The organism is Phyllobacterium sp. 1468 (assembly GCF_031455525.1).
Classification (GTDB): Bacteria; Pseudomonadota; Alphaproteobacteria; order Rhizobiales; family Rhizobiaceae; genus Phyllobacterium.
Genome location: NZ_JAVDSX010000004.1, coordinates 220,766 through 243,228, shown reverse-complemented (window position 1 = coordinate 243,228; position 22,463 = coordinate 220,766). Strand labels below are relative to the sequence as shown.

Genomic DNA, 22,463 nt, shown 5'->3' with positions numbered 1-22,463 from the left:
GGTGATCCTGCATGCCTGAAAAGCACTTTTCCGCTTCCGCGATCGCCGGAACCTTTTTGCTGGCGACAGCGGTTTGTGCTTTCTCCGTTCCGGCTCTTGCTGCAGGTTTGGACACGCCCGCCCAGCTTGCCTTGAGCGAAATCAAGAAAGAAGAGCTGCCAAAAGCCACCGAACCAGCGAAGCCTGGCGCTGAAGAGAAACCAGCTGGCGAAACGCAGACCCAACCCACCTCTCCCCAAAAGCCCGACGCAACGCCGGAGCAGCCTGCGCAAGCACCGGCAGCAACGGATGGTAGTGGTGACGCTGCGCAGACCAACAATCCTGCCATGCCGAATGCCAAGGAGGGCGCACCGGCGCCTCAGGTCGAATACGACGTCGCCAAACTGCCCTTCCCGGTGCAGAAAATGCGCGAGCTCATTCTGACTGCGGCCAAGTCCGGATCAATTGAAGCGCTCCGTCCACTGATCGGTTCGGGCGATGATGTCACGATGCTTTCGCTGACGGATATTGATGGCGATCCATTGGCCTATCTGAAAAGCCTCGCCGGCGATCCGGATGGCCAGGAAATTCTCGCAATTCTGGTGGATGTGCTTGAGTCCGGTTATGTGCACCTCGATGCCGGCACGGCAGACGAGCTTTATGTCTGGCCCTATTTCTTCGCCTACCCGCTCGACAAGCTTGACGCGAAGCAGAAGGTCGAACTCTTCCAGATCGTCACCGCAGGCGATTACGACGAGATGAAGCAATTCGGCACCTATGTATTCTATCGCCTTGGCATCACGCCAAAGGGGCGCTGGCGGTTTTTCGTCACCGGCGACTGATCTTATAGAAGATTCATAAAAAAGTTTGCCGGGATGTCACGTTCGGCGGAGCTGTCTCGTCTTGTGTACAGGCATCTGAATGCCACATAAGGAGATAGACAATGAAACCAAGATTGAACCTCTACAATTTCCAAGAACTCATCAAGCCAATGCTCAAGATGGAAGAGAGCGTCGTTGGCAGCGGGCTCGAAATAAGCCTTATAGAGCTCGTCAAGATGCGGGCTTCACAGATCAACGGCTGCGCCTTCTGCCTCGACATGCATTCAAAGGATGCTCGAAAGAAGGGCGAGACCGAGCAGCGACTCTATCTGTTGAACGCCTGGCGGGAATCGCCGCTCTATAGTGAACGCGAACGGGCTGCGCTGGCCTGGACGGAAGCATTGACGCTGATATCCAAAACCCATGCTCCAGACAACGTCTATGACGTTCTGAAGGAACAGTTTACCGAGGAGGAGATCGTCAAGCTGTCCGTGTTGATCGTAACCATCAATGGATGGAACCGTCTGGCTATCGGCTTCCGCTCTGTCCATCCGGTAGAAAAAAACAGTGCCGCAGCCTGACAATAGTGCCGAGACGTTCCATCGCCTCAGACCGCGCCTGACCCGCATTGCCTACCGTATGCTCGGGTCGGTCGCGGAGGCGGAGGATATCGTCCAGGAGGGCTTCATTCGCTGGCATCAGGCCGACCGGTCTGATGTCCGCAGCGAGGAAGCTTTCCTCGTGCGCACCATCACGCGGCTTTGCCTCGACCATCTCAAATCCGCGCGCGTTCGAAGGGAGACCTATGTCGGGAACTGGCTGCCAGAGCCCATTTTCGATCCCAGTGATGATGAGTGCGATAGCGATATTACCTTGACACTGATGATGGCGCTGGAACGATTGTCACCCTTGGAACGCGTTGCGTTTCTGCTGCATGACGTGTTCGGCCAAGATTTCAGTCAGATTTCCGAAGCGATCAGTCGAGATCCAGCAACATGCAGGCAGCTCGCGAGCCGCGCTCGCAGCCACGTCCAGAAAGCAAAACCGCGCTTCCCGGTTTCGGATGAGCACGGCAAGAATATCGCCGCTGCCTTCTTCACAGCATCCCGCAGTGGCGACACGCAGGCCCTGCAGTCTCTCTTGGCAGACGATGTCGTTCTCTACGCCGATGGCGGCGGAATTCGCTTCGCTGTGATCGATCCGATTCATTCAATGGCGAATGTTTGCCTATTCTTCGACGATGTTTCGCGCCGGGCCGGGTTTAGTTTACCGCCGCTGCTGCATCAAGGATTGATCGATGGTCTGCCCGGCTTTGTAACAACGGAAAGTGACGGCATTCCGCAAACCACCGCGCTTGAAATTGAGGACGGCAGGATCAAGGCCATCTACGTCGTGCGAAATCCCGATAAACTTCGTCATCTCGACTTTGCGCATTGACCCTTGGCTGGCGTTCGTTAGCGTGGCGATCATCGCCCTCCAAGGATCTTATCTATGCAATCATTGACGATGTATCAGGTAGACGCATTTACCACTGAACTCTTCCGCGGCAATCCTGCCGCAGTGCTTGTCCTCGATGATTGGTTGCCAGTAAAGACAATGCAGGCGATTGCCAGCGAGAATAATTTGGCCGAGACCGCCTTCGTGAAGCCTAATGCGAGCTCCTGGGATTTGCGCTGGTTCACGCCAGTGCACGAGGTAGACTTTTGCGGACATGCGACGCTAGCGACGGCGCATGTGCTTGCAAACGAGTTGGGCGTGGAGGGCGAACTGGTATTTGAGACCAGGGTCGGCGCTTTGCGCGTCAATAGGAAGGACTCAGCGTACCAGCTTGATTTCCCATGCTTTCCGCCGGAACCGATTGGCGAAACTCTTCCCCTGCTCAACGAAATCACTGGAGGCGATCACGTATCGGCATTCCAGAACTTCGAAAACGTCTTTGTTGTGTTGAAGAATGAGCAGGCGGTTCTCGATTTCACTCCGGATTTACCGAGGATCACCCAACTCGATCCATTTGGGTTGGTGATTACGGCAAGGGGCGACGAACACGATTTTGTTTCGCGTTATTTTGTCCCGCATGCGGGTATTCCGGAAGATCCGGTTACTGGGTCAATCCATGCGACGCTTGTGCCCTATTGGGCAGAAGAACTGGGTAAACCCAGGCTTTCGGCGTTTCAACGGTCGAAGCGCGGCGGACATCTGCGTTGTGAGCTCGAGGGTGACCGTGTGCTGCTTACCGGTTCGGCCGTTACCTTTATGAAGGCTCAGATTTACTTGCCCTGAAGTGCCTCCCCGAACAACACCGGCTCGCCTCGGCTTGCCGTCACGATCTCGCCTTCCCACATGACCTTGTGACCGCGGATGATCGTGCCGACCGGCCAGCCGGTTACCGTCTTGCCGTCATAAGGCGTCCAGCCAGCCTTTGACCCAACCTGCGCGTTGGTGATGGTTTCGCGCCGTTTCATATCGACGACGGTCAAATCGGCATCGTAGCCCACCGCAATTCGTCCCTTGCGAGCCATGCCGAACAAGCGGTTGGGGCCATGTGAGCTCAGATCAACAAACCGCTCGATCGACATACGCCCAGCATTGACGTGGTCGAGCATGATCGGTACTAGCGTTTGCACACCGGTCATGCCGGATGGCGATGTCGGATAGGGCTTTGATTTCTCTTCGAGTGTGTGCGGCGCATGGTCGGACCCCAGCACATCGACAATCCCCTGCCCGATGCCCTTCCAAACACCATCGCGATGACGCGCGTCGCGTACTGGCGGGTTCATCTGCAGCAACGTTCCAAGCGTCGCGTATTGGCTGGCATCAAGGGTCAAATGATGCGGCGTTGCCTCGCAACTCGCCACGTCCTTGTGACCGCCGAGGAAATCGATCTCCTCCGCTGTGGAAATATGGAGAACATGGATGCGCGCGCCGGTTTCGCGAGCGATGCGTACGAGACGCTGGGTACATTGCAGCGCGGCGATTTCGTCGCGCCAGATTGGGTGCGAAGACGGATCGCCCGGAACGCGCAAACCTTCGCGTTCGCGCAAACGAAACTCGTCCTCGGAATGAAAAGCGGCGCGGCGGCGGGTGTTTTTCAGGATAGAACGCACCCCGTCATCGTCCTCCACGAGAAGATCGCCCGTGGATGAACCCATGAATACCTTGATGCCTGCAGCACCGGGAAGACGTTCGAGTTCGGCGACATCAGCTGCATTGTCGCGCGTGCCACCGACCCAGAATGCGAAGTCGCAATGCATGCGATGGTGGCCACGCCGAACCTTATCCTCCAGCGTCTCTGCGGAGGTGGTCAGCGGCTTGGTATTCGGCATTTCAAAGACTGCAGTCACTCCACCAAGCACTGCAGAGCGCGAACCGCTCTCCAGGTCTTCCTTGTGTTCAAGACCCGGTTCGCGAAAATGCACCTGGCTGTCGACGACGCCCGGAAGGATATGCAAGCCCGTGGCGTCAATGATCTCGGCGGCTGAAGCGCTACCAAGATTGCCGATGGCTGCAATACGGCCGTTGACGATGCCAATATCGCGCAAACCGACACCGTCCTGGTTGACGACAATCCCGCTCCTGAAAATCGTGTCGAACGTCTGAGCCATTTGCTTTTCCACTCCAGCCTTGCGAACGCGTCCCTTGCGGATTACGTAACAGGGACAGGAAAGGCAAGGGTGATCGAATGCCGCGGCTAACTTTAAGTGGAAGAGCAATCCTGAACGTTGCGGGCGAGGATGCCGAAGATTTCTTGCAAAATCTCATTACCACCGATCTCGACACGCTGGACGACGGCGATTTGAAACCAGGCGCTTTGCTCAATCCACAAGGCAAGATCCTGTTCGAGTTTCTCGTTTCCCGCAACGGCGGTGGCCTGCGTCTAGATACACTGCAGACCTGTGCAGATGATTTGTTGAAGAGGCTGACGGTTTATAAACTGCGCGCCAAAGTGCAAATAGCCGTGGATTCAGAGTCACTTGTCCAGGTTTTCTGGCAAAATGAGTCCGGCGCTTCGGAAACCGATTCAACAGTGCATGACCGGCGTTTCCCCTCAGCGTTGAGTGTGACACGGCGCTACGGCGGAGTTTCGGTTGTGGACGAGGATGAAACTGCGTGGACAGCGCTGCGCATTGCCCATGGTGTAGCGGAAGCGCCGGTGGATTATGCGCTTGGTGATGCGTTTCCGCATGACATTAATCTGGACCAGATCGGCGGCGTTTCCTTTCGAAAGGGCTGCTTTGTCGGTCAGGAAGTTGTCTCACGCATGCAGCATCGTGGCACCGCGCGAAGGCGCATCCTGATTGTGACGGGGGCTTCGGTCCTGCCGGCTACTGGTACGGCCATAACCGCCAAGGAGCGCGAGATTGGCACGCTGGGCAGTGTTGCAGGATCCTCTGGACTTGCTCTCGTTCGCATTGACCGTGTGAAGGACGCAATGGATAGCGGCGCCCCAATTCTGGCAGGAGACATGCCGGTCCACCTTGCCATTCCCTCCGAACACCGGTTTACATTTCCCGAGACGAAGCAAGAGGCCTGATCGGGAAATAGGATGCTGCGACCGGCAAAGCCGCAACCGAGCAATTTGAAGAAAACAGAATTTCGTGCCTGGCAGCGCATGCTCTCAGGGCGGCGACTGGATTTGCTTGACCCCTCGCCGCTCGATATTGAAATTGAAGACATCGCGCAAGGGCTGTCGCGTGTTGCACGCTGGAACGGTCAGACGGTTGGTGAGCACGCATTCTCGGTCGCGCAGCATTCGCTGCTGGTCGAAGAAATCTTTGGGAAGATCGCCCCCGAGGCGACGACGGAACAGCGCCTTATAACCCTCCTGCATGACGCACCGGAATATGTGATCGGTGACATGATTTCGCCGTTTAAAGCCGTTGTCGGTGGAGATTACAAAAGCGTCGAATTGAGATTGCAACACGCCATTCATCTGCGCTTTTCACTTGCCCCTGTCGTCCACCAAAGTTTACGTAGCCTCATCAAGCGGGCGGATGCGATAGCCGCCTATTTTGAAGCAACCCGCCTTGCAGGGTTTGCGGAGAAAGAAGCGGTGCAGTTTTTCGGGCGTCCCCGCGGAATTGATCCGGAAGTCCTCGACTTGACGGCACTCGCGACCCAGAATGCACAAAATGCTTTTCTGCTGCGTTTTGCTATACTTAATGAGTCACGGGCACAGAGCCGGGGATAAGAACATGCCGCATATCGTTGTCTCTCCCTTGTCGCGTCTCGCTGAGTCCGCAACTCGTTTCGGTGCACGGGATATGATCACGCTGATCAATGCCGATACGGTCGTGCCTCGCCCCGTAGAGATTCTGGAGAAGCGTCACCTGTTTCTTGGATTCAACGATATTCTCGAGCCCGCGGAAGGCATGACCCACCCCGTGGCCGAACATATCACCCAGCTGATCGCGTTTGGCCGGCTTTGGGACCGCCAGGCGCCGTTGCTCATCCACTGCTACGCCGGTATCTCGCGCTCGACCGCCGCCGCCTATATCACCGCGATTGCCCTTAATCCGGAGCTTGACGAAGAGCTTCTGGCGCAGAAATTGCGCCAGAATGCACCCTCTGCCTCACCCAATGGCAGGCTAGTAGCGCTCGCCGATGACATCCTCGTTCGCAAGGGCAGAATGGTCGATGCAATCAAAGCGATCGGTCGCGGTGAAGAGGCCTTCGAGGGCACGCCGTTCGTCCTTCCGCTGATGGTGTAGACGTGACTGGTACGCCCAATGCTGTCGAGATCAATCTCAGCGCCGCCATTGTCGCCGTCGCCAATAATGATCCGCTGATCCTGACCACACCTTCCAGCGATGACAACGAGCGCGACGAGCTGCCCTTCGGGCCGTTCAACCCGCTGATGCATCGAACCTTCGAAACCGGACTGCGCGAGTGGGTGGCGGAGCAGACGCCTTTGCGTCTTGGATATGTTGAACAGCTTTACACCTTCGGTGACCGTGGTCGCCACAAAACCGCCGAAGATCGCGACCTGCACATCGTTTCAGTCGGTTATCTAGCGCTCACCCGCATAACCGATGACGGAGATGCGCTACGCAAATCCGGTGCTCGCTGGCGCAGCTGGTATTCGTTCTTGCCTTGGGAAGACTGGCGCGTCGGCAAGCCCGCCATGATTGACGAAACGATCCGCCCAGCTCTGCATGCCTGGGCCGACAAGAGTGGGCTTCCCGCGCGACTAAGCCGTTTCCGGCTCGCATTCGGAGACGATGGAATTATGTGGGATGAAGAGCGGGTACTTGAACGTTATGAACTCCTGTACGAAGCAGGATTGATAGAGGAGGCGGCGCGGGATGGGCGGGCGGAAGGCACACATCTTTCGCGCGTGCTGGGACTTCCCATGAGTTTTGACCACCGGCGCATTCTCGCGACCGCCATCTCGCGGCTGCGCGCCAAGCTGAAATACAGGCCTGTGGTATTCGAGTTAATGCCTCCCACTTTTACCTTGACCGCATTGCAGGAGACTGTGGAGGCGATTTCTGGTCGCCACCTGCACAAGCAGAATTTCCGCAGGCTGGTTGAGACAACGGAGCTGGTCGAGCCAACGGGCGCAGAACAAACGCAGGCGCGAGGCAGACCTGCAGCGCTTTATCGGTTCCGGCATAATGTGCTCGAAGAGCGCAGCGTGGCGGGATTGCGGGTTGGTGGCAGGGGATAGGAGGAACGGATGAACGACAAGCCGACATCGCTCAACGCCGAAGGAATATCCGAACCGTTCGCATCGGAAAATGTTCCGTTAGAGGAATGGTCGAAAGGCACGCGCTATGGCAGCAAATTCCGGTATCTTTCAGGGTTCGGCGGTGCGAACCACGTTGGTGTTGCCCTGGAGGAGCTGGCGCCCGGCAAGGAATCCAACATGAACCATTATCACATGCTCGAGGAAGAGCAGGCGTTCATCCTCGAAGGTGAGATGACGCTGCGGCTGGGCGACAAGACATATCGGATGAAGGCGGGGGATCACATCTGCTTTCCAGCCGGCCAGAAAGTCGGACATTCGTTTTACAACCACAGCGATACGCCCTGCCGGTTCATCATGATCGGCGAGAAAAACTCGAACGAAGTCGTTGTCTATCCCGAAACCGGACGCGTCGGCGTGCGATTACTGGGTGAAGGCTACGATAAAGCCGCTACGATGGAATACTGGCAGGGCGCTGATACGGAGCGAAAACCGCAAAGCTAGTATTTACTTCAACAGATAGACGTTTTCATCGCCTGGGAATTTTCGCGAACGGACGTCATCCGCGTAGGCTTTGACGGCTTCGTCGATTGCCGTGCCGACAGCACCGTAGACCTTGACGAATTTGGGTGGCTTCGGATTGTAGCCGAGCATGTCCTCAAGCACGAGAATCTGACCGTCGCATTCGAGTGACCCGCCAATTCCAATCGTGGGGATGGCGATCTCGCGCGAAATCTCAGCCGCAAGCGGCTCCACAATTCCCTCAAGCACGACCGAAAAGGCTCCAGCGTCACTCACCGCCTTTGCATCAGCCTTGATGAGCGGCCATAGTGCCGTGTCGCGGCCTTGCGTCTTGAAACCACCGAGCGTGTTGACGGACTGCGGGGTCAGCCCGATATGCGCCATCACCGGTATCCCGCGCTCGATCAGGAAGCGGATGGTGTCAGCCATGCGCACGCCACCTTCTAGCTTGACGGCACCGCAACCAGTCTCCTGCATGACGCGAGCGGCGTTGCGGAACGCAATCTCGGGGCTCTCCTCGTAAGAGCCAAACGGCATATCCACCACGACCATCGCCCGCTTTGAGCCACGCACCACGGCACGGCCATGGGCGATCATAAGATCGAGCGACACGCCGAGCGTTGATTCCATGGCGTAAAGAACCATAGCGAGACTGTCGCCAACGAGGAGAATGTCAGCGTGCTGGTCGACAATGCGCGCGGTGTTGGCATGGTAAGAGGTCAACGCAACGATCGGCTCGCCGCCCTTGCGGACCCGTATTTCTGGTGCGGTGACCCGGCGAGTGACGATTTCCTGGCTCATAGCTCCTCCTCCCACTTCCCCGTTCAGCCGATGACCCGCTGGTCGATCAGACGCACCTTGCCGAAGCGGACCGTCAACAAAATGACGACTGGCTGTTTGAATTTGCCCGAAACAGGATCAAGTGTCCGCGCATCGCGAATATCGACCGATTCGATCTCGCCACGCTTTTCGGTTTCCAGAACTGTGCGAACAGCATTGCGAATGGCCGGTACGGAGCGCTGGCCTTGTCCGACCAGTTCTTCCGCCCGCATCAGCGATTTCGCCAGGACTACAGCAGCTTTGCGGTCGGCAGCGGTCAGCATGGCATTGCGTGACGAACATGCGAGACCATCGTCTTCGCGCACGGTGGCCACCCCCGTTATCTCAATGGGCATGTCGAGATCGGCCACCATGCGGCGGACGATCGTCAATTGCTGATAATCCTTCTCGCCGAAAAACGCATGATCCGGCTGAACGATATTGAACAGTTTGGTGACGACAGTTGTTACGCCGCGAAAATGCCCGGGCCTGATCTTGCCAATCAGTATCCGGGACAGAACCGGGTTATCAACGATGGTATGGGCGCCCAGTCGGTAGATTTCCGCAACGTCCGGCGTAAACACGTAGTCGACACCCTCAGCCTCGAGCTTGGCAAGGTCGCCTGCCATGTCCCGCGGATAGGAGGACAGGTCCTCATTCGGTCCAAACTGCGTCGGATTGACGAAGATCGAAACAACGGTGACGTCGCAGGCAGTTTTAGAATGACGGACCAATGTCAGATGCCCAATGTGCAGATAGCCCATGGTCGGTACGAGACCGATGGACTTGCCTTTGAGGCGGTCAGCTTTCAGGGCAGCGCGCAGTTCTGCAATGGTGGCGATGACCTTCATTTGATTTCGATATCCAGTCCAATATCCAGGGTCGGCGCTGCCATGGTAATTTTCGATGTCGAGATGTAATCGACACCGGTTTCTGCAATCGCCTTGATCGTGTCAAACGCTATATTGCCAGATGCTTCCAGTTTCGCCCGTCTGCCATTGATTTTCACCGCCTTTTCAAGCAGTTCCGGCGTCATATTATCAAGAAGAATCACATCGGCATGAACGGAAAGGGCCTCTTCGAACTGCTTGAGGCTGTCGACTTCCACCTCGATCTTGACGAGATGTCCGGCATAGGCGCGTGCGCCGAGAACGGCGTTTGACACCCCGCCTGCGACTGCGATGTGATTGTCCTTGATCAGGATTGCATCGTCGAGGCCGAACCGATGGTTGGAGCCGCCACCGCATTTCACTGCATATTTGGCAAAGGCCCGCATGCCGGGAATGGTCTTGCGTGTGTCGCAGACCTTGGCCTTGGTGTGGGCAATCAAATCAGCGAATTTTGCGGTATAGCTTGCAATGCCGCTCAGATGCATGAGGAAATTGAGCGCGACGCGTTCGGCGGAGAGAATGGCACGGGCGTTGCCTTCGATGCGTGCAATGTCCTGGCCAGGCTTGACCCTCGCGCCATCCGTGGCCAGGGCCGTGATTTTCAGCCTGGGGTCCATCAGCACAAAGGCGGTGCGGACAAAATCCATGCCGCAGATCGTACCGGCTTCACGGCTGGAAAGCACTGCACTGGCGATGGCATCCGCTGGCAGGGTTGCGTTTGTCGTGATGTCCCCTGCGCGACCGAGATCCTCGAGCAGGGCAGCACGCACTGCATCCTCGATCAACAATTGCGGCAGTGATGGCGGAAAGGCCTTTTGCATGTCTTCAGGCATCAGGCCAACTCCATCACTTCACTCACAAAAGCTTCGGCATCGGACAGTGTCAGAAATGTTCTATGCTGCCACCCGGCACGTTTCTCGGGAAAGTCGCTGCGGAAATGACCACCGCGGCTTTCCTCTCGTCGCAGCGCACTGACGGCGACCAGCTTTGCCGTCGCCAATACATTCCGAAAGGCAGGATCACGATTAGCTTCGTCCAACTCAAGAATCGTCTTCAACCCTTGAAGCATGCCTTTGCGGTCACGAACAACACCAAAACTGGCGCTCATGGTCTTGCGGAGCGTTGTCATCGCTGCCGTATCCACTTCGGCGGCAAGATCGTCCCGGTCTACCGAGCCCTTCGACCAATCTTCCGTATATTGCGCGTCACCCTTGCCGATCTTGGCGGCAATGCGCGCAGAAAACACGACGGCTTCAAGCAGGGAATTGGACGCCAGCCGGTTTGCCCCGTGCGCTCCCGTCGAGGTGCATTCCCCGCAAGCCCACAGCCCGTTGATCGAGGTGCGCCCATCGGCGTCTGTCAGAATACCGCCCATGAAATAGTGCGCGGCAGGAATGACAGGAATGGGGTCGACAACAGGATCAATGCCGGCGTCGCGACAATACTTGTAGACTGTCGGAAACTCCTCGGCGAACGATGCACCCACGGCCTTGGTGCAGTCGAGCCAGGCACCGCGACCAGCCATGACTTCAGCATAAATCCCGCGCGCCACGACATCACGGGGACCAAGTTCCGCATCAGGATCTAACTTGAGCATAAACCGTTCACCGGCGCGATTGATCAGCGTGGCGCCGTGACCCCGGAGTGCCTCCGTTGCCAGGGGTGCGGGGTCTTTCTTCACGTCCAGCGCCGTCGGGTGAAACTGTACGAACTCCATATCCGCCATCATTGCACCAGCCCGGGCCGCCATGCCGATCCCCTCGCCACGTGCTTCGGAAGGATTGGTGGTTACCGCATAGAGATGGCCGATGCCGCCGGTGGCGATCACAACCGCCCTTGAAGCCAGTTTCACTTGCCTGCCGCGCCCTGCTTCTGTTCGCGCGATGACACCCGTTACAGCGCCTTTCTCAAGCATCAGATCTTCGACCACATATCCTTCCATCACCCTGATAGACGGCGTATCTTCAACCGTTTTCACCAGAGCCTGCATAATCGCACGCCCCGCCATGTCGCCGCGCACCCTGACGATACGGCTTTCAGAATGCGCCGCCTCGCGCGATACCTGCAGCCTGCCTTCGAGATCACGGTCGAAGGGAACACCATAGCCGAGAAGATCGTGGACACGGGAGGCCGCTTCGCCCGCCATCAAACGCGCTATGTTCTCGTCAACAATGCCGTCACCAGCGGCGACAGTATCGGCGACGTGCTTTTCTTTTGTGTCACCCTCCGAGACGGCAGCAGCAATCCCCGCCTGCGCCCAGGCCGAGGATGCACCGCGGCCAATGGGTGCCGCCGCAAGCACGGTGACTGGCCGGGGAGCAAGTTTCAGTGCACAAAAAAGTCCGGCAAGTCCGCCACCGATGATGATGACGGGATCGGAATGAGTGGACATCAGCTTTTCCCGTCTCAGTTCTTCAGGTTGACCATACGCTCTACAGCGAGCCGCGCCTTTTCGGCGATCAGCGGATCGACGTGAATTTCTTCACGCATGTAGACCAGGCTTTCAAGAATGTTCGGCAATGTGATGCGCTTCATGTGCGGGCAGAGATTGCACGGCTTGATGAACTTTACGTCCGGCACTTCGGATTCGATATTGGAGGCCATGGAGCATTCCGTGACGAGCAGCACCTTCGCCGGACGATTGTCCTTCACATAGTCGATCATGCCTCGCGTCGAGCCGGTATAGTCGGCGATTGCCACCACTTCAGGCGGACATTCAGGATGAGCAATGATCTGGATATCCGGATCGGCCGCCCGATATGCGAGCAACTCATCCGCCGTGAACCTCTCGTGCACCTCGCAATGGCCTTTCCACGTCAATATCTTGACATTGGTCTGTGCGGCGACATTCTGCGCGAGGAATTCGTCCGGAATGCACAAGACCCGATCGACGCCGAAGCTTTCGACAACCTGGACTGCATTGGCCGATGTGCAGCATATATCGCTTTCCGCCTTCACTTCAGCGGAAGTATTCACGTAGGTGACAATCGGCACCCCCGGATAGGTCTCGCGCAACAAGCGTACATCAGCCCCGGTAATGGACTCGGCCAGCGAGCAGCCAGCGCGCATGTCGGGGATCAGCACAGTTTTTTGCGGATTGAGAAGTTTGGACGTCTCCGCCATGAAGTGCACACCGCATTGAACGATGATCTCGGCGTCCACGCGCGTCGCCTCTTTGGCGAGCTGCAGGGAGTCACCGACGATATCGGCCACGCAGTGAAAAATCTCCGGGGTTTGATAGTTGTGGGCGAGGATGACGGCGTTGCGCTGTTTCTTCAGACGGTTGATCGCAGCCACATAAGGTGCGTAGACCGGCCATTCGATCCGCGGGATATGGTGAGCGACACGCTCGTAGAGATGCTCGGTTTCGGCCGCGATCTCCGGTGTGTAGGAAAGATCCGGCATCTCGAGAACGCCAAAACGATCGGCTGCAGTTTGACCGGACACACGGTCGGTCTTGATGCGGGCAGCGCTGGTCATATCCACTTCCTCCTGGACATTCTTTTACCCGGCAAGTCGGCCGAGTTTTTGGTCGCCGGCCATTTATACTCACTTTGAGCATATTTATGACCAAAAGAAAAACGGCAGGGCCGTCACGGAATACATAGGGGATTATTTTGCTGGCTTCAAGGTTGATAATCGAGCTTTTTGTACCTGCCTGGCGGGAAGGACATGCCAGGTGCGGCCTTGACGACCTTTCCACCCCTGGTATTACCCTCCCCTCGACCGACGGTCATCATTGTAACGGCGCTCTTGTAGATAACGTCTTTGCGGACTGTCGCCGCCGATCTGCGGCGTACAATCGGTAAACACCTTCGCATCCCGATCGCTTGGCCGATCGCACCAAACGAGTGGACTGACGCTGCCGGAGCTGGCGCAACCGCCGAGAGTCATAGCGGCTAGCAGAATCGGCAGAAATATTCGCATGAAAATCAATCCTTTACTCATCGCAGGGTCGGAACCCGAGATACTCATCAAACGCATTTATGCACCAATCAACTCAATTCAATTGATTGGGATGACAAATGCGATAATTCTGCTCCTTCCATAAAGGAGACGGCTATGCCGCAGAACAAAGCAAGTGTCGTCCAGAATTCCGGCGTGCCATGGCTGATCATCATCGCCGGCTGTTTCATCGCGCTTTTGACATTCGGGCCCCGCTCCGCGATGGGGTTCTTCCAACTGCCGATGCTGGCCGAGAAGGGTTGGGATAGAACCACGTTTGGCATGGCCATGGCATTGCAGAATCTGTTCTGGGGCGCTGGGCAACCATTCTTCGGCGCAATCGCCGACAAGTATGGCACCTGGCGCGTGCTGTTTCTGTCTGCGGTATTTTACTCGAGTGGCCTGGTCATGATGGCTTGGGCAACCTCACCCGGCATTCTCTATCTCGGCGGCGGCGTCCTTGTAGGCCTTGGTATTGCGGCGGGATCCTTCGGCGTCATTCTATCTGCCTTTGCGCGCAATGTTTCAGCAGCGAACCGTACCTTCGTGTTCGGTATCGGCACAGCGGCGGGCTCCGCAGGTATGTTCGTCTTTGCGCCGATCAGCCAGGGCCTCATCGATCGGTTTGGCTGGTCGGATGCGCTGGTCTATCTCGGCCTGGCAATGTTGATTGTTCCGATCCTTGCCATACCCCTGCGCGGCAATTCCTCAAGTGGCAGAATCAAGGAAGCTCAATACAAGCAGTCGATCGGCCAGGCATTAAAGGAAGCACTTGCGCACAAGAGCTACCTGCTACTGACGACGGGCTTCTTCGTTTGCGGGTTTCAGGTGGCGTTTATCACTGCACATTTTCCTGCCTATCTGGGCGATATTGGGATTGATGCTACCTATGCTGTGTTAGCTTTGGCACTCATCGGATTTTTCAATATCATTGGCTCGCTTGCATCGGGCATGATCAGTCAGCGCTACTCCAAACCGAAATTTCTGGCGTTTCTCTACCTCGGGCGTTCAATATTGGTCACGGCCTTTCTGCTGCTTCCGCAAACGGGAACTTCCGTGATTGTCTTCGCGATCCTGATGGGACTGATGTGGCTTTCGACGGTGCCGCCGACAAATTCACTCGTCGCCATCATGTTCGGTACCCGCTATCTCGGCATGCTTGGCGGTATCGTGTTTTTCTCGCACCAGATCGGCTCGTTCCTGGGTGTGTGGCTCGGCGGATACCTCTATGATCACTTCGGCAGCTATGATCCGGTCTGGTGGCTCGGAGTCGCGCTCGGTATATTTGCGGCTATTGTGCATTGGCCCATCGAAGAGACCGCCGCTGCACGCCCTACCCTCCAGCCCGCGGAATAGACAAATCCGCCGTTCAAGCCAATGAACGGCGGATTTGTCTTGTGCAGTTCAGTCTCAATCTCTCAGAATAGCTTCAATCTTGTCGAGCGCTTCCGCTTTACCGATACCTGTCAGAAAGGCCAGCGTGGTGATGACAGGTTTGGCAAGATCCTTGGGCAGTTGCGCGGTTGTGACGACGAGATCGACATCATCGATCTGTCCTGCCACTTCCGTCGTCTTGCACTGCCTTGAGTTGAAGCGGATCCCACGTTCCTTCATTGCATCTTCGACCGCATGCGCAACCACTGTCGAGGTGGCGATACCCGTTCCGCATGCAAAAAGCACGGTTTTCTGCCGAGTCATAAATTCCCTCCCTGATTTTTAATGCAAACTTATCGCAGAAGCCGAGACACGTCTTCCACCGATTTGGATAGAATCAGCGCCGAAATAATTTCGGGTGACTGAATTGTGCCTGCGATCTCCTGCAGCATTTCAATTTGCTTATCCTTGTCATTGAGAGCCATCAGGAAAACAACACTGACCTGCAGCTTCTCATCCGGATCTTCCATATTGGAGAACAACACCGGTTCAGCCAGTGTTGCAAGTGCCAAACCGGGCCTCAGCACATGTTCAGGATCTGTGTGCGGAACCGCTACGTTGTTGTCGCCTCCGAGCGGCAGGCCCGTAGGCAACATGACCTCACGGGCGATGACGGCATCGGCGAAACTTGGCTTGACAATTCCCAGCGCTGACAATCGATCTGCCAAGATGCGGATGACATCCTGGTCTGTCGCGGCCTTGAGCCCGAGGACAATCGCCCCGGGATCAAGATAGCTCATCAAGGCATGCGCCATTCAATCTACTCCACTGGTGCTAGACGGTTTCATCTGTCCCGAGATCGTCGGCACCTGCCGCACGTTCCCACGCCGCAGTGTTGCGTCGATAGGCCCAGAAGGCTCCGGCAATGACAATTGCCAGCACCGCAAGCCCAACTGCGCCTAGGTTCTGGATAAGGGCGATGACGACATAGGGTATCCACAGGAACCCATCGACGACACTCGTGATCTGCACTGCATTTGCGGGCATCTGGAAGCCGGACGCTTGGGCCGCAGCGGTAAAGAGCGGCGCCAAGGCATTGGCAACATAAAAGCCGACAGCCAGAGTAACAGTACCGACGATCACCATGCGGAAGACATTGCCCTTGAGAAGTGGCGCGGTCATGGCGACAAGGAACGGAATGACTGCAAGATCAGCAAACAGGATGACGCGGTTCCCGGGCAGAATGATCGACAGGATGATCGCGATCGGCACAAGTATGAGCGACGACGAGATTGCTGCGGGGTGGCCGATAAGGATGGCGGAATCCAGACCCACCAGCAGTTCGCGATCACCAGTACGTTTACGCACGAATTCCTGCGCGGCATCCGAAACAGGCAAAAGGCCCTCCATCAGGATTTTCACCATGCGCGGAAGGAGCAGCATGACGGCTGCCAGCGTCATGCCGGTCTGAAGCACCTTCGTGAGCACTACGCCGAAATCACCGGCGTTGTAATAGGCTATGATGCCAAGCGCGAGGCCGATGATCAGACCGAGAATGACCGGTTCACCGAAAACGCCGAAACGGCGTTCGAAGGTTTCGGTGTTGAGCTCGATCTTGTTGATCCCGGGAATGCGATCAATGATCCAATTGAGTACGATCGCAATTGGAAGAATTTGCGCCGATGCCAGATGCGGCACGGAAATCCCCGGAATCCCATAGAATTTTTGTACGGCCCTGGCGGACCAATCCGCAAACAGCAGGCAAAGCGCAACCATCAGCGCGGCGACAATCAAGCCGTAAGTGAGGCTGTTGGTCGCTGCGACGGCAAGCGAGCCGATAAATGCAAAGTGCCAGAAGTTCCAGACATCGACGTTCAATGTGCGGGTAAGTCGCGTCAACAGCAGTGCGATATTGACCGCGATGGCGATTGGGATAACCCATAGGCCCACCGATGATCCAAAGGCGATCGCTGCTGCCGATGGCCAACCAACATCCACAATGTCGCGATGAATGCCAGTATTGGTGACTATCGCCTTGGCGACATCGCCAATCGACGTAAGCATCAGCCCGAGAACAAGGTTGATACCGATGAAGGCAACGCCGATTGTAACGGCAGCCCGGAACGCCCTGCCCGGTCTCGCCCCCAAAACCAGCGCAATGATGAAAATTACGATTGGCAACAGAACCGTCGGTCCCATCGCGTCGACGGCGGCTTTCAAGCCGGTCAAGATAGTATCCATTCAATTCCTCCCCCGCAGTCCTCCGCGACCGCACATCACAGAACATTTGTATTCTGCAATGCATCAATGTGTACTCATATGCAATTTCCTAAGTCAACGCATGACTTCCGGCAAAACACGGTTTGGCGAAATCCAGATCGCCAAGTTGCAGTTTTTCAACAAGTTTCAGAGGAGCTGGTTAGTCTCGGAGGGGAAAATTGCCGGATTCGCCAATGATCGGGCAACGGCATTCAGAAAGCCGTCACGTGCTTCAGGCGGCTTTTGCGCCCTGGGTTCCCAGACATGCCGGGTGAAGAAAAAACTGGTCAGCCGGAACGCCGCGATGAGCTCGGCAAGTGATGTTGCGCGCACGCTCGAGCTGACCATGAACGGTGGCATGGCAAGCAGCTTGTCGGCCCACGGCGCTCCGGCATCGCGTGAGACTGCACGTCCGGATTTCGGCGATACATAGGTCAGGTCCTGATCCGTGCCGGTGGAGGCGCAGCGTTTCAGATCCAGACCGAAACCCAGTTCCTCTAGCATCGCCACTTCGAAGCGCACGAGGAGTTCGCCTGCAATCAATGTATCGTCGCAATGTTCGAGGATGATGGCGAGCGTTTCGAACAGATTCCGATGCGGATCGCGCTCGGGAAGCAACCGCAGATGCGCGGCGGCCAGCTGGAGCCCGTAAAGCGCCACCGGCTGCTCTATCAATCGCGCAGCGGAAAAACTGACAGGCTCGACCTGCATCATGCCCAGATGTTCATCTATGCGCGCACGCCAGATGACGTCGACGCGATTGCCTGCCTGCAATAGCGGTTGCATTCGACGAGAACGCCCGCCCCGTACCAATCCCATGTGACGGCCGTGCTCGCGCGTCATCAATTCAAGGATGGCACTGGTTTCCCCATGCCGTCTTGTTCCAAGGATTATGCCCTCGTCATGCCATTCCATTTAACGAGACTGGCTCTATGAGTTCGGGAATTCAAGGCCCATTTCGCGGTAACGCTCAGGGTCATTGCCCCAGTTGTCACGAACCTTGACGAAAAGGAAAAGATGCACCTTCTGATCGAGGATTTCCATCAGCTCCTTGCGCGCGGCCCGGCCGATGGCCTTGATTGCTTGCCCCTCGTGCCCGAGAACGATTTTCTTCTGGCTGTCGCGCTCGACGTAGATCACCTGCTGAATGCGAACGGAACCGTCCTTCTTTTCTTCCCAGCTTTCCGTCTCGATGGTCGACGAATAGGGTAGCTCGTTGTGCAGGCGCAGATAGAGCTTTTCGCGGGTGATTTCCGCTGCAAGCATACGCATGGGCATGTCGGAAATCTGGTCCTCCGGGTAATACCACGGACCTTCCGGCAAATTGTCGGCAAGGTATTTCAACAGATCCTTGCAACCATAGCCCTTCAGCGCGGAAATCATGAAGGTTTTATCGAAATTGACCATTTCATTGGCCTTTTGCGCCAGCTCCAGCAGCTTCGGCGCCTCGATACGATCCACCTTGTTGAGAACAAGGATCACCTTGCGTTTCTTCTCATGGAGACTGCCGAGAATGGCTTCGGCCTCTTCGTCGATCCCTTGCTCGACATCGATGAGGACCAGAATGAGATCGGCATCCTTGGCACCGCCCCAGGCAGTGGTGACCATTGCCCGGTCCAGACGGCGTTTCGGCTTGAAGATGCCGGGCGTATCGACCAGAACCATCTGCGTCTGCTCGTGGATGACAATACCGCGCACGAGTGCACGCGTCGTCTGCACCTTATGGGTAACGATCGACACCTTGCTTCCGACGAGCTGGTTGACCAGCGTTGACTTGCCGGCATTCGGCGCGCCAATCAAAGCGATAAAGCCCGAGCGGGTGGGAACATCGGGCTTTGCGTCGACTTCTGTTGTCTGTTCTTGTTCGGTCATTATGGTTCTTCTTCCTGCGTCTTCTTACGAACGCCTTGACGATAAAGCAACTCAACCGCGGCTTCCTGTTCGGCAATACGCTTCGAACGGCCTATGCCGGTCGCGGGATCGAAGCCTTTGACATCGACCTTCACCGTAAACTGCGGATCGTGATCGGGACCTGTGCGGTCGATCACGCTGTAAATCGGTTGAGCGCCATTCTGCTGGTGCGCCCACTCCTGCAATTCCGTTTTCGGATCGCGCTGCGCCGAATTGATTTCGCGCGAGCGGGCATCCCAATAGTGCTCTACGAAAGGTTGCGCCGCTTCCAGTCCGCCGTCCAGATAAATCGTGGCGATGAGCGATTCGACCACGTCGGCACGCAAGCTTTTGAGCCGTTTGTCCGCAAGGCCCTTCACATCGGAGCCAGTACGAATGAACTCATGCAGACCAATCTCGTCAGCAACAGATGCACAGGTATCGGCGTTGACAAGGGAGTTCAGCCGTAGGGACAGTTCTCCTTCCGTCGCGGTTGGATAGGCCCGGAATAGCAGTTCGGCGATCACAAGACCAAGAACCCGGTCGCCCAGAAACTCGAGGCGTTCATAATCGGACCCCGCCGAAGGACGTGCACTTGCATGGGTAAGCGCACGCTCCAGGCGGCCGAGATCGCGAAAGGTGTGCCTGGTTTTTTCCTCCAGTCTGCGAACGGCGTCGGCGGACAGGCTCATTGGCTCATCAATTGTTCTGGACGGAGTCTGGAGCGCCGTTGACGCTGTGCAGCAACCGTCCGAAGCGAACCTCCGACGGCCAGCGCCAAATCTCAAGCGGGCTTGCTTTACCGGCGATCGAGAAGAAGATGATATTGGCGCGGCCCACGAAATTCTCAAGCGGAACATAGCCGACGTCAAAACGGCTATCGCTCGAATTGTCCCGGTTGTCGCCCATCATGAAATAGTTTCCGGCTGGAACGATAAATTCCCGCGTGTCGTCGCCTAGGCCGTTCGGCGTCAGGTCAAGCGTATCGTAGGTGATCCCGTTCGGCAGCGTTTCACGATAGACGTCGACAGGCCGGTTGACCTCGGTCACGTCGGGATTGTCGATCTGGCCAACCTTCTCGCGCGGTACGGCCACATCATTGATGTAGAGTACACCACCGCGCATCTGAATCTTGTCACCCGGCAGTCCGATAACGCGTTTGATGAAGTCCAGAGACGTGTCATTGGGTTTGCGAAATACGGCGATATCACCGCGTTTCGGCTCACCGCTCCAGATGCGGCCAGAAAACAGATTTGGCGCAAAGGGAATCGAATATTTGGAATAACCATAGGAGAATTTCGAGACGAACAGATAATCGCCTTCAAGCAGGGTCGGCCTCATCGAGCCGGATGGAATGTTGAAGGGCTGAAACAGCAACGTCCGGATTACCAGGGCGAGCAGCAGCGCCTGCACGATAACGCTGATCGTCTCGCCAAGACCACCAGAATTCTTCACAACAGCTTTGTCGCTCACGTGTCTCATATCTCCAAAAATCCAATGTGCCCCCTCTTAACCGCTGAACGCGCGGGGGGCAATGCCGCTCAATGCCGTTTGATTGCGGCTATTCTTCGATTCTCTGCGCCTCGATAATCACAAATGCTTGTGCAAGGGGAAAATCATCGGTGATGGTCAAATGAATTCGGGTGGAATAGCCGGCAGGAGTGATTGCCAAGAGGCGTTTCGCCGCTCCATTTGTGAGTTGCATGGTGGGAGCGCCGCTCGGCAGGTTGACGACCCCCATGTCGCGCCAGAACACACCGCGCGACAGGCCTGTGCCGAGGGCCTTGGCGCAGGCTTCCTTGGCCGCAAAGCGTTTGGCATAGGAGGCGGCACGCTCCTTACGGCGGTCAGACTTTGCCTGTTCAATTGGAGTATAGACTCTGTCGACAAAGCGACTGCCGTGCCGTTCGAGCGTCTTTTCGATGCGCCTGATATCGATTAAATCGCTGCCGATTCCAATGATCATGTCGGCTGGAGCCTTTCATGTTTAGATGGAAACAGTTTGGCGATTTGTTCCAAATCCTTCGGCTTCGGTTTCGTCCGATGAGAAGGCGTCGCTGCCGCCAACCTAGGTTGCCTTTTCCAGGTGGAATGCGGCCTTGTGCCGTCGATGCTGGAACTTTGCGACTGTCCAGCGCACCGGAAAATAAATGAGCAGCGCTGCGATGAGACCGAGCGGAACGGCACCGATCAGCATGGGCTTGATCAGCGGTTGCCACAGAACAAGAAAATCCAAATGCCTGAGCATGGCGCCGAGATGCGGGGGCAAGGGTTCTCCGGTCAGACTGCCAGTCAGTACGAAGCGACCGACTTCCAGCGTTGCCGCCCATATAAAAGGCAGAACCAAAGGATTACCCAAGGTTGTCCCGATGACTGCTGCGGCAATGTTGCCTCCGATCAACCAGGCGATGGTCAGGGCAACTGCAATGTGAACGCCGAGAAGCGGAATGAACGCGGCGAAGATGCCGCAGGCAAAGCCAGTCGCGATAGCGTGGGGCGTCGCTCGCAGTCTTAGGACACGCTTGCCGAAATAGCGTAAAGAGCGACCGACGGAACGGCGAGGCCAAAGCGCCACGCGCAGCCGTTCCCGCAGACACGGTTCTTTACGCCTCTTAAAGAGCATTTCTATCCAAGTCCTTCTTCACCAAAGCAATATATACTTTGAATGTGTCAAATCCGCTTTGGTTCATTTGGTTCATTCAGATGTTGCGACTACCGGGCTTAACAGGCGGAATTGCGGCAAGTTCAGGCGGAAGATCGTCAGGAGGATAGGCTGGCACTTCATATTCCGCCAGCGCTATCAACGGTACTCCCACATCACTTTTTCCAGCTGACCGGTCGATGATACACGCTGCTGCCAGTACATTCGCACCCAACTCCTGCAGGCAAGTCACCGTTTCACGAATGGAAAGCCCAGTCGTTACAATATCTTCTACAATGACGACGCGCGCGCCCTTGGCGATCTCAAAGCGGCGTAGCTTGAAAATGCCATTTTCACGCTCCACCCAGATCGCAGGAACACCCAGATGCCGCGATGTTTCGTAGGCAGGAATGATACCACCGATAGCAGGACCGACCACATAATCAATTTGGCCAAGTCCGGCGTCTTTGATTTTTTCCGCGAGGCCGCGACATACGCGTTCCGTCTTGTCGGCGTGCATGAATACACGTGCTTTTTGTAAAAAGATCGGGCTGCGCAGACCCGATGTCAGGATGAAATGCCCTTCCAGCACCGCCCCTGCCTCGCGAAAAACGTCCAGGACCTCATTTGTTTTCATT

The 22,463-nt window shown here is 56.4% G+C and carries 26 protein-coding genes; 10 read left to right on the top strand and 16 right to left on the bottom strand.

The window, feature by feature from the left end:
- Nucleotides 1-11: 11 nt before the first annotated feature.
- From J2X72_RS13180 to J2X72_RS13165, 4 genes are all read left to right on the top strand, one after another.
- Entirely contained in the window at nt 12-821 is an 810-nt protein-coding gene (locus J2X72_RS13180) for a hypothetical protein (RefSeq protein ID WP_310072576.1), read from the top strand.
- A gap of 101 nt (nt 822-922) precedes the next feature.
- Nucleotides 923-1,381 carry a carboxymuconolactone decarboxylase family protein gene (locus tag J2X72_RS13175; protein WP_310072574.1) on the top strand — a complete coding sequence of 153 codons (459 nt, stop codon included), beginning with the start codon at nt 923-925 and terminating at the stop codon, nt 1,379-1,381.
- A gap of 58 nt (nt 1,382-1,439) precedes the next feature.
- The gene (locus tag J2X72_RS13170) at nt 1,440-2,237 is read left to right on the top strand and encodes a sigma-70 family RNA polymerase sigma factor (protein WP_405044721.1); all 798 of its coding nucleotides are present in this window, start codon (nt 1,440-1,442) and stop codon (nt 2,235-2,237) included.
- Between the two features lie 54 nt (nt 2,238-2,291).
- Nucleotides 2,292-3,080 (top strand): PhzF family phenazine biosynthesis isomerase, encoded by a 789-nt coding sequence (locus J2X72_RS13165; RefSeq protein WP_310072570.1) that lies wholly within the window; start codon nt 2,292-2,294, stop codon nt 3,078-3,080.
- On the opposite strand, the gene J2X72_RS13160 is transcribed toward J2X72_RS13165, so the two are convergent.
- Nucleotides 3,068-4,402 (bottom strand): dihydroorotase, encoded by a 1,335-nt coding sequence (locus J2X72_RS13160; protein ID WP_310072568.1) that lies wholly within the window; start codon nt 4,400-4,402, stop codon nt 3,068-3,070. The two genes, J2X72_RS13165 and J2X72_RS13160, sit on opposite strands and share 13 nt — an antisense overlap.
- Before the next feature lie 77 nt (nt 4,403-4,479).
- On the opposite strand from J2X72_RS13160, the gene J2X72_RS13155 reads away from it, so the two are divergent.
- From J2X72_RS13155 to J2X72_RS13135, 5 genes are read left to right on the top strand one after another with little or no spacing between them, the layout of a single operon-like run.
- The gene (locus tag J2X72_RS13155; protein WP_310072566.1) at nt 4,480-5,331 is read left to right on the top strand and encodes a folate-binding protein YgfZ; all 852 of its coding nucleotides are present in this window, start codon (nt 4,480-4,482) and stop codon (nt 5,329-5,331) included.
- A gap of 12 nt (nt 5,332-5,343) precedes the next feature.
- On the top strand, nt 5,344-5,988 hold the full coding sequence (locus J2X72_RS13150) for an HD family hydrolase (protein WP_310072564.1): 645 nt from the start codon (nt 5,344-5,346) through the stop codon (nt 5,986-5,988).
- 4 nt (nt 5,989-5,992) lie between these two features.
- Entirely contained in the window at nt 5,993-6,508 is a 516-nt protein-coding gene (locus J2X72_RS13145) for a tyrosine protein phosphatase (RefSeq protein ID WP_310072562.1), read from the top strand.
- Nucleotides 6,509-6,510: 2 nt separating this feature from the next.
- Entirely contained in the window at nt 6,511-7,467 is a 957-nt protein-coding gene (locus J2X72_RS13140; protein ID WP_310072560.1) for an NrtR DNA-binding winged helix domain-containing protein, read from the top strand.
- Nucleotides 7,468-7,476: 9 nt separating this feature from the next.
- On the top strand, nt 7,477-7,989 hold the full coding sequence (locus J2X72_RS13135) for a cupin domain-containing protein (protein ID WP_310072558.1): 513 nt from the start codon (nt 7,477-7,479) through the stop codon (nt 7,987-7,989).
- Nucleotides 7,990-7,992: 3 nt separating this feature from the next.
- On the opposite strand, the gene panB is transcribed toward J2X72_RS13135, so the two are convergent.
- Genes panB through nadA form a run of 5 tightly spaced genes read right to left on the bottom strand, consistent with a single transcriptional unit; the run spans nt 7,993 to nt 13,196 of the window.
- Nucleotides 7,993-8,808 (bottom strand): 3-methyl-2-oxobutanoate hydroxymethyltransferase, encoded by an 816-nt coding sequence (panB, locus tag J2X72_RS13130; protein WP_224505684.1) that lies wholly within the window; start codon nt 8,806-8,808, stop codon nt 7,993-7,995.
- A 23-nt stretch (nt 8,809-8,831) separates the two neighbouring features.
- Entirely contained in the window at nt 8,832-9,677 is an 846-nt protein-coding gene (gene panC / locus J2X72_RS13125) for a pantoate--beta-alanine ligase (RefSeq protein ID WP_210001999.1), read from the bottom strand.
- Entirely contained in the window at nt 9,674-10,537 is an 864-nt protein-coding gene (nadC, locus tag J2X72_RS13120) for a carboxylating nicotinate-nucleotide diphosphorylase (RefSeq protein WP_405044720.1), read from the bottom strand. Before nadC ends, panC begins: the two co-directional genes overlap by 4 nt.
- An 11-nt stretch (nt 10,538-10,548) precedes the next feature.
- Nucleotides 10,549-12,108: an L-aspartate oxidase gene (locus J2X72_RS13115; protein WP_310072553.1), complete on the bottom strand. Its 1,560-nt coding sequence runs from the start codon at nt 12,106-12,108 to the stop codon at nt 10,549-10,551.
- A 14-nt stretch (nt 12,109-12,122) separates the two neighbouring features.
- Entirely contained in the window at nt 12,123-13,196 is a 1,074-nt protein-coding gene (gene nadA / locus J2X72_RS13110) for a quinolinate synthase NadA (protein WP_210001995.1), read from the bottom strand.
- 582 nt (nt 13,197-13,778) lie between these two features.
- On the opposite strand from nadA, the gene J2X72_RS13105 reads away from it, so the two are divergent.
- Nucleotides 13,779-15,017 (top strand): MFS transporter, encoded by a 1,239-nt coding sequence (locus tag J2X72_RS13105; protein WP_310072550.1) that lies wholly within the window; start codon nt 13,779-13,781, stop codon nt 15,015-15,017.
- 54 nt (nt 15,018-15,071) lie between these two features.
- Here the strand turns inward: J2X72_RS13105 and J2X72_RS13100 are convergent, their stop codons facing one another.
- From J2X72_RS13100 to pyrE, 10 genes are all read right to left on the bottom strand, one after another.
- Nucleotides 15,072-15,359: a PTS sugar transporter subunit IIB gene (locus J2X72_RS13100; protein ID WP_210001991.1), complete on the bottom strand. Its 288-nt coding sequence runs from the start codon at nt 15,357-15,359 to the stop codon at nt 15,072-15,074.
- Between the two features lie 29 nt (nt 15,360-15,388).
- Complete coding sequence (locus J2X72_RS13095) at nt 15,389-15,850, bottom strand: PTS sugar transporter subunit IIA (RefSeq protein WP_210001989.1); 462 nt, start codon at nt 15,848-15,850, stop codon at nt 15,389-15,391.
- A gap of 19 nt (nt 15,851-15,869) precedes the next feature.
- Complete coding sequence (locus J2X72_RS13090; RefSeq protein ID WP_310072548.1) at nt 15,870-17,276, bottom strand: PTS transporter subunit IIC; 1,407 nt, start codon at nt 17,274-17,276, stop codon at nt 15,870-15,872.
- Between the two features lie 165 nt (nt 17,277-17,441).
- Nucleotides 17,442-18,209 carry a DNA repair protein RecO gene (recO, locus tag J2X72_RS13085; protein ID WP_210001985.1) on the bottom strand — a complete coding sequence of 256 codons (768 nt, stop codon included), beginning with the start codon at nt 18,207-18,209 and terminating at the stop codon, nt 17,442-17,444.
- 15 nt (nt 18,210-18,224) lie between these two features.
- The gene (gene era / locus J2X72_RS13080) at nt 18,225-19,166 is read right to left on the bottom strand and encodes a GTPase Era (protein ID WP_310072546.1); all 942 of its coding nucleotides are present in this window, start codon (nt 19,164-19,166) and stop codon (nt 18,225-18,227) included.
- Nucleotides 19,166-19,876: a ribonuclease III gene (rnc, locus tag J2X72_RS13075; protein WP_310072544.1), complete on the bottom strand. Its 711-nt coding sequence runs from the start codon at nt 19,874-19,876 to the stop codon at nt 19,166-19,168. Before rnc ends, era begins: the two co-directional genes overlap by 1 nt.
- 7 nt (nt 19,877-19,883) lie before the next feature.
- A complete protein-coding gene (gene lepB / locus J2X72_RS13070) occupies nt 19,884-20,666 on the bottom strand; it encodes a signal peptidase I (protein WP_210001978.1) in 783 nt (260 codons plus the stop codon).
- Nucleotides 20,667-20,745: 79 nt separating this feature from the next.
- A complete protein-coding gene (gene acpS, locus J2X72_RS13065) occupies nt 20,746-21,150 on the bottom strand; it encodes a holo-ACP synthase (RefSeq protein WP_210001976.1) in 405 nt (134 codons plus the stop codon).
- 102 nt (nt 21,151-21,252) lie between these two features.
- Complete coding sequence (locus J2X72_RS13060) at nt 21,253-21,807, bottom strand: DUF2062 domain-containing protein (RefSeq protein WP_210001974.1); 555 nt, start codon at nt 21,805-21,807, stop codon at nt 21,253-21,255.
- A gap of 76 nt (nt 21,808-21,883) precedes the next feature.
- The gene (pyrE, locus tag J2X72_RS13055) at nt 21,884-22,462 is read right to left on the bottom strand and encodes an orotate phosphoribosyltransferase (protein WP_310072543.1); all 579 of its coding nucleotides are present in this window, start codon (nt 22,460-22,462) and stop codon (nt 21,884-21,886) included.
- Nucleotide 22,463: the final 1 nt, after the last annotated feature.